The following is a 14,124-nucleotide window of genomic DNA, read 5'->3' as shown; positions in this document are numbered from 1 at the left end:
GTTATTCGTATTTTAAATAATGTAAAACATCAACTTTTGTTACCTGATAGGCTTTTGCCAAAACGATGGTCAGTGTCAGCAATAATAAAGACACCAGGGCGATGATAAACGGCAGCAGCGGAATGTCGATTCGGAAAGCGAAATTTTCGAGCCATTTTTGTAATAACAGATAGGCCGGAATAATTCCGATCACAAAACCAATCAGACAATAGAGCACATATTGTCCGGACAATTCGCGGAGTAAAATAGAGGTTTCTGCACCTAGTGTTTTCCGAATGGCGATCTCGCGTAATCTTCTTTCCATTGAAAAAGACGCTAAAGCAAATAATCCGAAAACGGCAATCAGAATAACGATTACATTTAAGAGCGCAAATAAATCTCTCTGGTCTTCGTATTTTTTATACGTTCTGGCGAAGTTTTTATCTACAAAATTATACTCAAAAGGATAATCGGGATCTACTTTTTCGGACCAGAATTTATTCAGATCAGTAATAGTCTGAGGTACATTCCGGGACGAGATCTTGATAAAAACATGGCGTACATCATCTTTAATTTCACTCACATTTTTTGTGGTCAGATGATAGAAAATCATAGGCAATATATCACTCTCCAGTCCAAAATAATTAAAGTCCTTAACAACACCCACTATTTTGAATTTTCGATCTCTCCAGTCAATTATTTTGTTCAGCGGCTGATTTTCCCCAATTGCCTTAAGAGCGGCTTCGTTCAGTAAGACAGAAGAAATCGTATCAGAAGAAAAGGCAGGACCCAGGCCTCTTCCTTTGCTTAGTTTTATACCTAAAACATCCAGCGTTCCAAAATCAATTCCCATTTCCTGAATCATGATCGCCTTACTGCTTTTATAAGTAAAACTCGACCAGGAATTGTCACGCGTTCCCATAGAGAATAAGGCTCCCGAAACGGCTTCAATACCCTTAATTTTAAGGGCTTCCTGTTGTACTGTTTTATATCTTTCGTATGGACTGATTCCTTTTTTTGCTTTAAAAACAATGTCCAGAACCTGCGCTCCTTTAAAACCTAAGTCTTTGGCGGCCATATAATTTACCTGTTTGTAGACGATAAAAGATCCGGTGATAAAAAAGGCAGCTATTGCAAATTGTAAAATCAGCATTCCGTTGCGCAGCCAGATTCCTTTTTTACTACGGGAAAAATTTCCTTTCAGCACTTTTAAAACTTCAAAATTGGAAACATATACCGCTGGCAAAACTCCGGAAACAAAAATGACTATCAGGGAAATCAGTATTAACTCAATGTAAAACTGAGCCCCGATCAGCAATAGGTTTTTATTTAAAAAGGAATTGTAATAAGGAAGTACAATTTCGACAACTACCAAGGCCAGCAGCACAGAAAAAAAAGTAAGTAAGGCCGTTTCAAATACAAACTGAGCAATAATTTGTCCTTTTCCCGCGCCGGTAATCTTTCTTACACCTACTTCTTTAGCTCTTTTTATGGCATTGGCCGTAGCCAGATTGATATAATTTACTATAGAAAGCAATAAGATTAAGATCGATAAGCTCATTGAAATCAGGAGAAACTGCCTATTTCCGTTTTCTTCCGGGAAAACATAATTTCCGTTATAAAGTCTTGCTTCCGGTAAAGGCAATAAAACAGCTTTAATGAGATCTCCATACGTTTTTACATATTCTTCAAGGGATAATCCGGCTTCTTTTGCCTGTACTTTGGCATTCTTCTCAATATAAATGTCATCCAGGATCTTGATGATCGAGGCAGTTACTTTCGGATTTTTTATTTTTAGCATTAATCCATAACTATAGCCCCATTGCCCTTTGTTTTTTTCTAATTCATCTTCAATGGTGCTTGTAACCGCTTCGGGCATCACGGAAGATTTTTCAGTGATTTGATAGACACCCCGAACGGTAAAGAGCCGATCGAGATGTTTTACAAGTTTGCCCATCGGGTTTTCATTTCCGAATAAACGCAAAGCAGTTTCCTCAGAAAGGGCAATGCTGCTGTTATCCTGAATGGCGGTTTTTCCATTTCCGTAAATAAATTTGAAAGGGAAGAAGGAGAAAAAATTACGCTGCGCCGAAAAGATCTTATTGACTAATTCTTTTTTTCCGTTATAGATTATTGTTTCTTTAGCATAATTGGTAGTAAAGTAACAGTAACTTTCTAAATCAGAAGAAATTGCTTTTAAGGCTGGTGCCGTTGCCGCTGGATTTACCGTCCAGATGCTTCCGCCTCCCATATCATTTAAGACAGCATATACGTTGTCTTTTTCAGGATTCCATTGGTCGTAGGAGTGCTCTTCATTCCAATACAGAATGGCAAAAATTAATGTGGAAATTCCAATACTCAGCCCCAAAACATTCAAAGCGGTAAACAGCTTGTTGTTTTTGGTGTGGTAAATAAAAACGTTTATCCAATTTTTCAGCATGATCCTAGTGGTTAGAATTGGTTACCAAAACATCTACATTTCTATGATTCAGTTTTTCAGAAAGAATAATTCCGTCTTTCATTAAAATTGTTTTTTGAGAAAAAGAAGCATCATAGTCAGAGTGCGTTACCATCAAAATCGTAGCGCCGTTGGTATGCAGATTCGTTAGTAATTCCATTACTTCGTTTCCGTTTTTACTGTCCAGGTTTCCCGTAGGTTCATCGGCAAGAATTATTTTCGGATCATTGATCAGGGCTCTGGCCACCGCGACACGCTGTTGTTGTCCTCCGGAAAGTTGCTGCGGATAATGTTTCAGCCGGTGCGCAATATTTAATTTCGTCGCAATTTCATGCACTTTTGTTTTTCTTTCCGAAGAAGGAACATTATTGTAAATCAGTGGCAATTCGATATTGTCATAAACCGATAATTCATCAATTAAATTGAAATTCTGAAAAATAAATCCAATGTTCTCTTTTCTGGCTTTCGATTTCAATTTCTCCTTTAATCCAATCATTTCCCGGCCAAGCAACAAATAACTGCCAGCTGAAGCGCTGTCCAATAATCCGACAATATTTAATAAAGTGGATTTTCCGCTTCCGGACGGACCCATAATTGAAACAAAATCACCCTGATTAATCGTTAATGAAATTTCTGCTAATGCGTTGGTTTCGATTTCTTCTGTTCTGAAAATTTTGGAAAGTTTTTTAATAGTGATCATAATTGCTGTTTTTTGATTGGATTGATTTCGTAATAATCTTAGTTTTCGAAGTAAAAGAACCATGTCTGAAAATTAAGATAATTAACCATTTTTTAAAGCTATTTATTTTGTTATTTTTACTTTTGAAAGGGGTTAATAATGAATGATTTATCAGGACTAATGTGATTTCCGTGCCAAAAAATTAAACATTATAACTGCCTTATTTTTAAAATCTTAGTATTTGAAAAAAAGAGCCACTGTCCATAATTGGACACCTTTCGTCCAAAACCGAACAAAAATGAAAAAGACCAATGCTTCAATATTAATTATAGACGATCAGGAAGACATCCTTTTTGCGTCGAAATTGTATCTGAAAAAGTATTTTGAGACCATTTATACGCTCAATAATCCCAAAAACATCGTCGAATTACTGGCCAAAAATACTATTGATGTTGTTTTGCTTGACATGAATTACAGGATTGGTTTTGAGGACGGCAAAGAAGGTTTATATCTATTGAAGGAAATAAAAACCCTTTCTCCAAAAACCGTTGTTATTTTAATGACCGCTTTCGGAAAAGTCGAAACTGCCGTTGAAGGCCTGAAAAACGGTGCGTTTGATTATATTCTAAAACCCTGGGAAAATATAAAATTGCTGGAATCGGTCAAACAAGCCGTTGATAAAAGTCGTAAAGAACAGAAAAAAGACAGGAATACTGAAATTAAGGATGAGTTTTTTACAGGCCATTCGCCTATTATAAAAAAAGCCTATTCACTGGCAGACAAAGTAGCCAAAACCGATGCCAACGTTTTAATACTGGGTGAAAACGGAACGGGAAAATTTGTACTGGCCCATCATATTTACAGCCAGTCAGAACGAAAAAACCAGCCTTTTATCGCAGTTGATTTAGGTTCTTTGAATGCCAATATTTTCGAAAGCGAATTGTTCGGTTATGCCAAAGGTGCTTTTACAGACGCCAAAATCGATACTCCGGGACGTTTTGAAATGGCGCAGAACGGAACTATTTTTTTAGATGAAATCGGAAATGTGCCACTGCATCTGCAATCGAAACTGCTGCAGGTGATTCAAAGTAAAATGGTGACCAGACTGGGCGAATCAAAACCAAGGCCTTTGAATGTAAGGATTATCACCGCAACCAATTTAAACCTGAAACTGGAAGTGGCAGATAAAAATTTCAGGGAAGATTTGTATTATCGCATCAATACGATGGAAATTGTACTGCCTCCTTTGCGCGAGCGGAATGAAGACAAAATTCCACTGGCAGCCTATCTTCTTGAAAAAATGATCGAAAAATACGGAAGGGACGAAATCACTTTTGATCCTAAAGTGCCGGAACAAATTGAAAAACACGCATGGAACGGAAACATCCGTGAAATGGAAAACAAAATAGAGCGGGCGGTTATTCTCTGTGAAAACAATATCATTACAATTGCAGATTTAGATCTGGAGCAGATCACGGAATATGAAGACAATCCGGATGATATTCAGCTTTCTACGGTTGAGAAAGCAACTGTTGAAAGAGCCTTACTAAAAAACAACAACAATATCAGTAAAACGGCCGAAGAACTGGGATTGTCACGAGGTTCGCTGTACCGCCGTTTAGAAAAATATAACATCAGCACGAACTAATATGCTTAAATCGTTAAAAACATACAACCTTATTTTCCTGAGACTGCTTTTGATTCTGACGGGGATTGAATTTTCGCTGTACCTGCACAAAATCAAATTTGTTTTTGCGCCTGTTTTTGGTTTTCTGATTGTTCTCTTTCTGCTCATTGAATTGTATTTTTATGTAAAGAGCCTTATTATGGTGTACGACAAAACCATTTCTTCAATCATACAAAATGATTTCACCTCGGATTTTTCCCGGTATCAATCGAATCAGAATGATCTTTTTAAACTCTATGCTATTTTAAAGAGTAAACAAAACGAACAGGTTTCGCGAGATATTATTTATACGTCGATTTTAAACAATATTGAGACCGGAATTATTATTCTGAGAAAAGAAGACAACGAATGGAATGTTTTTTTGATGAACGATTATTTCTCGAAACATTTTGATGTGCCAAAAGTTTCCAAATGGAAATTGCTTAAAAGTCAGCTGCCGTCTTTATGTGAAGTCATCGAGGAACAGGATTTTCAGGAAATCAAAACGTCATTAGAAATCCGTGTCAATGAGCGAAATGCGCAGACATTCGTCATGCAGACTTCGAGAACAGAAATCTGCGAATTGGATTATTTCATCGTTTTGCTGGATTCCATTCAGAATGTAGTCGAGAAAAAAGAAAAAGAAGCCTGGGTCAATTTGATGAAAGTAATTTCGCATGAGCTTTTAAATTCTATCACGCCCATTCGTTCGATTTCCCAAAACCTGCAGGAACTGGTCGAACAGGATTCGATTTCATCCGATGATCTGGAAGACATCAAAGAAGGTGTCGGAACGATGCTGAGGCGAAGTGATCTCCTGCAGAAATTTGTAGAAGGGTACCGGAAATTAGCCATGTTGCCTTCACCCAAAAAAGAAAAAATAGAACTGGGGAAACTCATTGAGAACTGTTTTCAGGTCATGAATCCGTTATTCAAAAACAAACAGATAAAAGTCCTTAATACCATTTTATTTAATCATTTGCTTCTGGTCGACCATCAGCAAATCGAGCAGGTGCTGATCAATCTTTTAACCAATTCCATGCACGCTTTGGAAGACCGGGAAGACAAACAAATTACAATTGCTGCTGAAGTCAAGGAAAACAGGGTTTTTATAAAAATTACCGATAACGGAAACGGAATTGATCCTGAGATCGAAAATAAAATATTCCTTCCGTTTTTCACAACCCGAAAAGAAGGTGCCGGAATTGGCTTGACGCTTTCCAAAAGTATCATTGAAGCGCATGGCGGTTATCTTGATTTTAGAAATCACGAGGATAAAACAACTTTCGTGATTTGTCTGATTGAGGAATAATTTTGTGGATCAATCCCATACAGTTTGTCATTTCGACGAAGGAGAAATCACATTCGTAATTCTACAAAGATTGGCGACTTTAGTTACGGAGTTTCTAGTGCGATTTACTTCGTCTGTTCGCTATCGGGTCTCTTTACGTCGAAGTGACAATGTCGGTAAACCAAAACATAGCAGCCCTGCTCACATCATTTTTCCTTCTTTCGCATATTCCTTTTTAATGCCCTGAATAAGGTGATGGAGATTAATGCTTTCGTTTTCGTCTTCTAATGTTCGCAGGCAGGCGTATTGAATGATGTTGACAATATTTGCACCGGTAATGTCGTATTTTTTTGAAAGCTCGTTAAGATTGACGTCTTCAGCAATTTTAATTCCTTTAGGCAGGTTGTTCTCCCAAAGCTGTAAACGTTCTCCAGACGAAGGCACTTCAAACTCAATGATAGACTGAAATCTTCGGGTGAAAGCCGTATCAATATTCGTTTTAAAATTAGAAGCCAGAATAACCAGTCCGGGATGATTTTCGATACGCTGCAGCAAATACGAAACTTCCTGATTGGCGTATTTATCGTGTGCGTCCCTGACGTTGGTTCTTTTTCCGAAAACGGCATCGGCTTCATCAAAAAAGAGAATCCAGTCTTTGTCAGCCGCTTTGTCAAAAAGAGAAGAAAGGTTTTTCTCGGTTTCCCCGATGTATTTCGAAATCACCATAGACAAATCAATTCGGTACACGTCTCTTTTGGTATATTTTCCCAGAAGTGAAGCCGTAAGCGTTTTTCCGGTTCCGGGTGCGCCGTAAAACATGACTCTGAAACCCGGTTTTATCTTGGCTTTCATGTCCCATTCGTGAAGCAGAATCTCGTTGAATTTGAGCCAGGTTTCGATTTCCCTGATGTTATTTAGCGTAGTAGTATTGAGCACCAAATCGTCCCATTCCAGTGAAGTTTCTATCAATTGTGCCGGAAAGACACTGCTGAGCTGCGGTTTTAAAATTTTTCCGGTGATGAATTTTTCGATGTATTCGTCTTCTAAAATCAGCAGACCGCTCAGTTTCGGCTCGCCATTCGGAACGGAATCTATTTTGATGATTCCTTTATGGTAAAGAAAGGACTGATTGTGCAGGTAATTATAGAACAGAATTCGGTTGTCCAGATCATTTCCGCCAACTAAAAACTGAGCCGTTTCACCAGTTGGTAAAATGCCACGGTGGTTTTTCGTTTTGATGCCGCCAAATTCAGGCAATTCGCCGCCATTGGGTAAATATTCGGCAATAACCGAACTCAGGAAATCCGGTTTTACATGCGGAGCAAGCGCCAGTCCCAATAAAAGAATATCGATTTCAGTCAGACTGTTTTCAATGATGAACTCGTTGATAAATCCGGTTGAATCGATTTGATTCAAAACCGGTTTTTCCATTGGGTTTTCGACCTGAAAAAGGGTGTCCAGCTGAAATGCGAATTGGTTTTTTAAGTAAGTGAATACATTTTCCATTTTATACTACTAAGGATTCAATTGAAAAAAAATCTATTTTGGATTGTTTATAATTCCTGATTCTGTTCATGACCGCGTTTCCGTTATGAGAACCATCAGAATTGGTATTGCCTTCAATAGTCTCAATCAGATCTCCATGAACAGCAGTTACAATTCCGGTATGAAACCAGTCGTTTGTTGTTTTCTGAATCAGAAATACATCTGCCGGTTTTATCAAAGCCGGATTGGTTCGTGCCGTTTGAAAGCGGGTCAATAGTTTTTTCTGAATACCGGTTACGCCAACTGTATCACAGCTGTAGGTTAACGGCATCAGCGTTTTGAAGTTTTTTCCCTGAACAGAAGCCGCCTGGTCAATGATGGCCTGAACAAATCCCATGCACCAAAACCAGTCTGTTCCTTCGTGATTGTCCATGTAACTTCGTACCCAAGGTCCGCTATTACTTTGATTGTTGATTACCAGTTCGAAAGGGTGATTTTTAAGATGGCTTTTGGCTGTATTCACAATCAAATCTCTCAAATTATTGCCAGGTATGGGGTCTTCGAAAGCTTTCTTAAGAGGAGCTGCCAATACATCGAATACTTTTTGATCTACAGTTCCTGTTTGGGACAGGCCGTTGAATTTTTGAAAATTCAGTACGGCTTTTTCTGTGGCCGGTCCAAAATCGCCGTCGATACCCGTTGCAGTTCCTGCGTTTGGGTTTTGAGTGGCAAATAAATTAAGCCAGGACTGAATTTTTTCAATGTCTTTTTTGTTATTATTTAGCCCTTTTCTTTGTTGAGTGGCTTTAATAAGCAGTTCTTTTTGGTAGAATGTTTTTTGCATGACTAAAGTTTTTTGAATTATATCAATTAATTATATGATCAAGATCCTTCTTAATTTTAGTCAGGATTTCAGGAGAAAATAATTCTGACCATGATTCTATTGATTCTTTAATACCTGCCAGAAGTCCTTCGTGTTTATCTAAAGAAAGATTTATATTCGTAAACAGGTATTGCCAACCCCAAAAACCTTTTGTGTAAATTAATTTTTCAATGTATTCTGTTATATTGATCTTCATAGGAACAGGTTCGTAACCTTCTCTGAAAATCCATAAGTTGGGTGTTATTGTTTTACCGGATACTTCAAGGCAAACGCAATGAACATTATCTTTTTCGAAATAATCAAATATTTTCAGATTTTTATAAAATGCAACATCCTTATCTGGAGTTTGCTTTCCCCATATTTCATTTTCCCATAAATTATCATTATTTCCCAGGACCATTTTATAAAAAGGGAGTATGTTAACATATCCTTCCAGTGATTTTTGTTTGACAGGATTGTATTTCCATTCTAATTTAAGACCGTCAAATTCTGAATAGAATTTTTTGACTTCTTCAGAGATTACAAGTGAAAATTCTTCCGAATAATCGGTAAAATCTTCTTCTTTGATTCCAATTCCTTTTTCAAAAGTTACATCGGAAATGTTCGGATTCTCTTTTAATTCAGAAATAAACTGTTCTGTTTTTTTTAAATAATTTTCCATAAGTTCTAATATCCAATTAATTTGTTTGCAGCTACGGCGGCTCTAAACCAAGCCTCTAAAGTTCCTCCCTGTTGGGTATTCGCGGTTTTGAATGCATTTGAATTAGTAAGTTCTGCCCATGTCTGGTAATTTGCGGCTCCTCTGGCATTAACCCAATTTCTAAAAACTGTTCTTGATGGAGCTCCGGAAATGTTTTTTAACTCCAAATCCCAATAACGGGCAGGAACATCGTTTATTGAAGGTATTGTACTGCTGGAGCCCATAGGATCCGGTTTGCTGACCGGGAATACATTATTATAAAGCACTCCGCCAACTCTTGCCCATTCTCCAGAATCATTTTTTTCTTTAAATCCATAACTTACTCTTATTCCTTCAGCAAAATCTGTAAAACCGGCTTCTGATCGATAAGAAGTGACTTCTGCTCTATACCATAAGACTCTATTTTCAGAATGGACTAAATTAACAGCATTTTGTTCTGCCTGATTGTACATCATACCGTTCTCTGATTTTTTTCCCGGCGTTACATTACCGGTATCATTACCTGGTCCACCTAAATCAAAGTGCAAAAGATGTAACCTTACATAAATATCATCATAATCACTAATAGTTTTTATATGGCTGGCCCATCCTAAAGGTTCTGCGGTAACCCTTGGCGGTTTTTTGCTTTCGTTTTTAGTTAATGGATCTGCTTCTGAAAAACTTGCACGGCCTCCACTGCCTCCAACGACTACATGTGTGTCAGGTAATTTTCCTCCAGTGGCTATTCCGGTAATGACCAGGAAAGGTACTATTTCGTTGAATTTAGTATTTAATTGATTTTGTAAATCAGTTTTTCTGGATTGATCCGTTTCTGTAGTTAATAAGTTTTTTATTCTGAGAATGTCATTATTATATATAGTAGTCGCACTATTTAAAGCTCCTTGTTTTCTTGCCTTTGTAGTTGGATTTGTTATTGCAGTAATCTCAGTTTGTTTATTTGTCAAAAATATTGAAAAAGGCATTTCTTCACTTGCTACCCACATTTGTGGTATTCCTCCAACTGCTCTTAAAAATAAATTATGACTCTCACCATCTGCATTAAATTGTTTCCTCAGACCTAACCAATCAAGGATAGCATCTCTTACACTGCCACCCAAAGCCATTGCTCTATCCAACAATGCCATTCCCGTATCCACAGCCTTATTCACTAACCAGGTCAGTGCTTCATCAACCATTTGACGGACAGAAACAATCATTTCACCAACCCTTGCGCCAATTCCGGAAAGTCCGACCTGATTGGCCAGGAACCCGATTACAATTGGCATCGCCTGCCCCATAGTTCTTTCGAGATAATTGGCAGCGGTAGTTACATTTCCTTTTGCGATATCGGCTACACCATTGACAAAGGAGTTGACTACTTCCAGCATTTCACGCAGGTATTTTATAAAACTCTGAATGGCACTGTATAAAGCCATTGCCCCGTTGATCACTGCCATAATTCCGGTGGGGTCTAACATGCTCAGCAGTCGCGCAGTGATGCGGTTGACGATGCGTTCCATGATAAAGTTTTTCACGGCATCAAGAACGGTATTCCATAAATTACTGAGCTGTTCCTGAATTTTATCCCAAATCGCCGCCATACCGCGTTCCTGAACATCTTTGATGAAGGTCCAGATGCCTTCAAGCGTATTGATCATTCCACGGATTCGGGCTACACGGGCAGGACCAATTCTGGGATGGGCAGCCAGTTTCTCCCATATTTTTTCCATGGAGATTCCCAGCACTTCAAGTACCCATGAAATCACCCCTTTTAAAGTAAAATCGGTTAAAACAGGAATATTGGCATCTTTCAATTCACTCATTAACCAGCCTGTAACACCGTCGATTAAATGGGTTACAATATTGTCAAAGAACTGAACAAATCCCTGTTTGATGGCACGCAGTATATTTTTAAGGAAACCAATCGGATCTTTTTTGATGTCATCGATTGCCTGCATGGCCCGGGTTATGATATTTCCGATGAGGTCGAACGGGAAATTCATGATCTCGAGTATGGCCACAATCACAATTCGCACGATTTCTGCCACAAAAGCAATAAGGCGTCCGATAGGTTCTCCGAATTTTTCAATAATACGAACAAAGGCATCAAGAGGATGAATAAGATCATCGATTGTAAACGAGTTCCACAGATCGGTAAAGAGCTGAATAATAGCGGCAGGTGTCATGTTTAAAGTCGCAACAGCTGCTTCAATCTCGCCTGCAATTCGGGCTATGGCGCCCGTTTCAACCATTTGGGCATATTGTTCTTCGCCACCGTCCATCAGGCTCATAAAACCTCTGATGAGATTTGGAATGGATCGCTCAACCGTTTCGTTGGTGAAAGGATCCCGTCCTATAATTACTTTTACAAGGGAGTAACCTCTTACGGTTGCCGCCTGAGAAGACAGCCATCCTAATAAGGACTCTTTTACAAGTTCCAATACTTTGAGTGCCACGCCTGAGGCAAAATCCCAAACTCTTTGCAGGAATCCTCCCGCCTGAGCTGCAAGTGTCGAAAGATTATCGGCAATGTTGGCCAGATTGGAAGGCTGAATGGCATCCCAGGCTGAAGTGATGAGCCCGCGAAGTTCGCCTAACAACGAAGTGAAAGTTCCGACCTGAGTGTCCAGCCAGTCGGCCGTTTTTTGAAGCGTGCCTTTTTCACGCATTTGTTCCAGTTCGGTTTGCTTGTCGATCAGGATTAAGAAATCTTCTAATATTTCTACCGTTGTGGCATTTACTTCTTCGTCTCGTAACGGATCGTATTTGATTATTTTTTTGATTAATGACCAGGCTTTGTTTTCTGCCAGTATAGGTTCTGCCACACCAATCAATGCTTCTTTTATCCAGGTAATTACCTGATCTACCGTGGCGCTTACAAAAGAAGTTATTCTGTTCACTAATTCGTTGAATTTTTCAGTAACCAAATCAATGATATCGGTGTAAGGAAAGGATACTTCGTCCCAGACTTTTTCAACCAGATCTAAAATACTGTCGATGGTTAATCCGAGTTCGCCTAATTTTCCTTCAACCCAGTCAAAAACCTGCTGCAGTATTCCATATTCCTGAAGTTTGTCGAATATGGCTGTTCCAAAAGGAACAAGTCCCATTAATCCTTCTACCAGGTTAATAGGGGTTCGTTCTACATCCACCTCGCGTAAGGGATCATAACCGATAATAACGGTGAAAAGCGTGTAACCGGGAATGTGTCGTGCTTCATTGATGATCCAGTCGGGAACTAAATCCAGGAACGAACCCTGAATCATTTCGGGAGCAGGGGAGATCGTCGGCTCTGGTTTTTTTCTGATGGCTGCCCCTTGCTGAACCGTATGGGTTAATTCGTGCGCAAGCAGGTGCTTGCCCGATTGTGAGTTGGGATTGTATTTTCCTTCGTTAAAATAAATATTGTTTCCGGTGGCAAAGGCTTGCGCGCCCAATTGCTTGTTCATCTGAACGGCGGCGGAGTCATTGTGAATGCGGACATTGCTGAAATCGGCTCCAATACCGGATTCCATTTCGGTTTTTACTTTTCCGGACAGGGGAGAACCACCGCCTTTACTGCTGTTTAAAGTATTTTCAAGATTAGAAGTGTCAGAAGGATTGGCATCTGCACCCGCGCTCATCTGAAGTTCTTTTTCGTCGTCTTTAGCCTGGATTTCCTCTTCTTCTTTGGCCTGGATTTCTTTTTCCGGTTTTGGCTGGATCACTGCTTTAGCGGCTACAGTATTAGTGCTGTTTTCTGCTTTTGGCTGTACTACGGGCGGAGTTACAGTTTCTGCCAATGGCTTTTGCTGTATTTCTGTCTTTTTTTCTTCTTTGGATTTTTCGTCTTTTTTCTGAACCTCTTCTTCCGTTTTAGTCTGGATTTCAGGTTTAAGTTCCACTTTTTTTGTGGGAACCGTTTCTGTTTTTTTGACTTCCTTTTTGTTTTGTGGCGGCTCTTCTTTTTGCTGAACCTTATTTTCAGGTTTATTCTGAATTACTGTTTTTGGTTTAGAAAAATCTTTATTGATTTCACGCTTTTCCGGTTTTTTAGCATCCAGCTTGTTCTGGATTGGATTCTCTTTTAGCTGGACCACCGGAGTGATGGTTTCGGCTACTGTTTTTTGCTGAATTTCCTGGTTTTGATCTTCTTGTTTTTGTACCTCTTCGGCCAGTTTCTTTTGTACTACTGATGAAGGGGAAAAGAAGGTTTCCATATTTGCCGTTTTTTTATTGGCGATTACATGGTCTGCTACCCGGTCTGCCTCGGCCTCATGTTTGTCGTTGGATTTTCCGATATTTAATTTTGCCTGTACCCCAAAAAAAGCGTCCGGCCCCTTATCCTGATGAGAGGAGGAGTGCGGAGAACTTGCTTTTGTTTTGGGTGAAAAGGATGACATTCTTTATCAATATTAAATTGGAATTATACTTGTTTTTGGAATTTCATTAACTCCTATTCTCTTAAATTCTAAAAAGGTTTCTACGTCCTGACTGGTTTCCGAATAAAAAACAATCCACAATCCTTCTTTAAATACCGTTATGTTACTTAAAGACAAAACATACGGACTCGTACTGGTCGCCGGAACTATGGCATAATTTTCTTTTTGAGTGTCAATTTTTGATTTTACAGTCTCTATCGATTGGTTACTTTCCCGGCTTATTTTATTTCTAAAGGCCAACAGCTCTTTTTTATCATGAAAAATAAGAACCAGAATTTCCTCTTTTAAAATTTTGCTGTTCTTAGTATTGATATGTACTTCTTTTAAACTAGGAAAAACAGCTAACACACCTTCAACTCTAAGCGATTGTGACAGGGACGAATCAGCTTTTATGGATAAAGGGTTTGAGTTGTTTTTATAAATCGTGTCACATCCCAGTAAAAAGCAACACATCAAACAGAAAACAGTTGCAAATCCCAAAATTTTAAACTCCCAATTTTTAAATTCCAATTGATCGGCTTGTTTTAAAATTGGAATTTGGAATTTATTCTTATTGAAATTTAGAATTACTAATTTCATAATT

At 38.7% G+C, this 14,124-nt stretch carries 9 protein-coding genes; 2 read left to right on the top strand and 7 right to left on the bottom strand.

The features are described from left to right. Position 1 precedes the first annotated feature (1 nt). Complete coding sequence (locus EV142_RS20150; RefSeq protein WP_132037649.1) at positions 2–2,419, bottom strand: ABC transporter permease; 2,418 nt, start codon at positions 2,417–2,419, stop codon at positions 2–4. Between the two features lie 4 nt (positions 2,420–2,423). Then, entirely contained in the window at positions 2,424–3,137 is a 714-nt protein-coding gene (locus EV142_RS20145; protein ID WP_132037648.1) for an ABC transporter ATP-binding protein, read from the bottom strand. Between the two features lie 277 nt (positions 3,138–3,414). On the opposite strand from EV142_RS20145, the gene EV142_RS20140 reads away from it, so the two are divergent. Both EV142_RS20140 and EV142_RS20135 read left to right on the top strand, forming a co-directional pair. Beyond that, positions 3,415–4,764 (top strand): sigma-54-dependent transcriptional regulator, encoded by a 1,350-nt coding sequence (locus EV142_RS20140; protein WP_132037647.1) that lies wholly within the window; start codon positions 3,415–3,417, stop codon positions 4,762–4,764. A 1-nt stretch (position 4,765) separates the two neighbouring features. Continuing rightward, positions 4,766–6,094 carry a sensor histidine kinase gene (locus tag EV142_RS20135; protein WP_132037646.1) on the top strand — a complete coding sequence of 443 codons (1,329 nt, stop codon included), beginning with the start codon at positions 4,766–4,768 and terminating at the stop codon, positions 6,092–6,094. Between the two features lie 180 nt (positions 6,095–6,274). Here the strand turns inward: EV142_RS20135 and EV142_RS20130 are convergent, their stop codons facing one another. The 5 genes from EV142_RS20130 to EV142_RS20110 are packed head-to-tail and all read right to left on the bottom strand — an operon-like array spanning position 6,275 to position 14,120. Beyond that, a complete protein-coding gene (locus EV142_RS20130) occupies positions 6,275–7,579 on the bottom strand; it encodes an ATP-binding protein (RefSeq protein WP_132037645.1) in 1,305 nt (434 codons plus the stop codon). 1 nt (position 7,580) lies between these two features. Further along, entirely contained in the window at positions 7,581–8,402 is an 822-nt protein-coding gene (locus EV142_RS20125; protein ID WP_132037644.1) for a peptidoglycan-binding domain-containing protein, read from the bottom strand. Positions 8,403–8,424: 22 nt separating this feature from the next. After that, a complete protein-coding gene (locus EV142_RS20120) occupies positions 8,425–9,102 on the bottom strand; it encodes a hypothetical protein (RefSeq protein ID WP_132037643.1) in 678 nt (225 codons plus the stop codon). Between the two features lie 5 nt (positions 9,103–9,107). Beyond that, entirely contained in the window at positions 9,108–13,502 is a 4,395-nt protein-coding gene (locus tag EV142_RS20115; protein ID WP_238698604.1) for an eCIS core domain-containing protein, read from the bottom strand. 12 nt (positions 13,503–13,514) lie between these two features. Beyond that, the gene (locus EV142_RS20110; RefSeq protein ID WP_132037642.1) at positions 13,515–14,120 is read right to left on the bottom strand and encodes a hypothetical protein; all 606 of its coding nucleotides are present in this window, start codon (positions 14,118–14,120) and stop codon (positions 13,515–13,517) included. Positions 14,121–14,124 lie beyond the last annotated feature (4 nt).

This window comes from Flavobacterium circumlabens, assembly GCF_004345565.1.
GTDB lineage: Bacteria > Bacteroidota > Bacteroidia > Flavobacteriales > Flavobacteriaceae > Flavobacterium > Flavobacterium circumlabens.
This window is presented reverse-complemented; position numbering and strand designations above follow the sequence as displayed.

Excerpts from the sequence above, each read along its gene's own strand:
- EV142_RS20150 (WP_132037649.1), bottom strand. The coding sequence starts at position 2,419 with ATGCTGAAAAATTGGATAAACGTTTTTATTTACCACACCAAAAACAAC.
- EV142_RS20145 (WP_132037648.1), bottom strand. The coding sequence starts at position 3,137 with ATGATCACTATTAAAAAACTTTCCAAAATTTTCAGAACAGAAGAAATC.
- EV142_RS20140 (WP_132037647.1), top strand. The coding sequence starts at position 3,415 with ATGAAAAAGACCAATGCTTCAATATTAATTATAGACGATCAGGAAGAC.
- EV142_RS20135 (WP_132037646.1), top strand. The coding sequence starts at position 4,766 with ATGCTTAAATCGTTAAAAACATACAACCTTATTTTCCTGAGACTGCTT.
- EV142_RS20130 (WP_132037645.1), bottom strand. The coding sequence starts at position 7,579 with ATGGAAAATGTATTCACTTACTTAAAAAACCAATTCGCATTTCAGCTG.
- EV142_RS20125 (WP_132037644.1), bottom strand. The coding sequence starts at position 8,402 with ATGCAAAAAACATTCTACCAAAAAGAACTGCTTATTAAAGCCACTCAA.
- EV142_RS20120 (WP_132037643.1), bottom strand. The coding sequence starts at position 9,102 with ATGGAAAATTATTTAAAAAAAACAGAACAGTTTATTTCTGAATTAAAA.
- EV142_RS20115 (WP_238698604.1), bottom strand. The coding sequence starts at position 13,502 with ATGTCATCCTTTTCACCCAAAACAAAAGCAAGTTCTCCGCACTCCTCC.
- EV142_RS20110 (WP_132037642.1), bottom strand. The coding sequence starts at position 14,120 with ATGAAATTAGTAATTCTAAATTTCAATAAGAATAAATTCCAAATTCCA.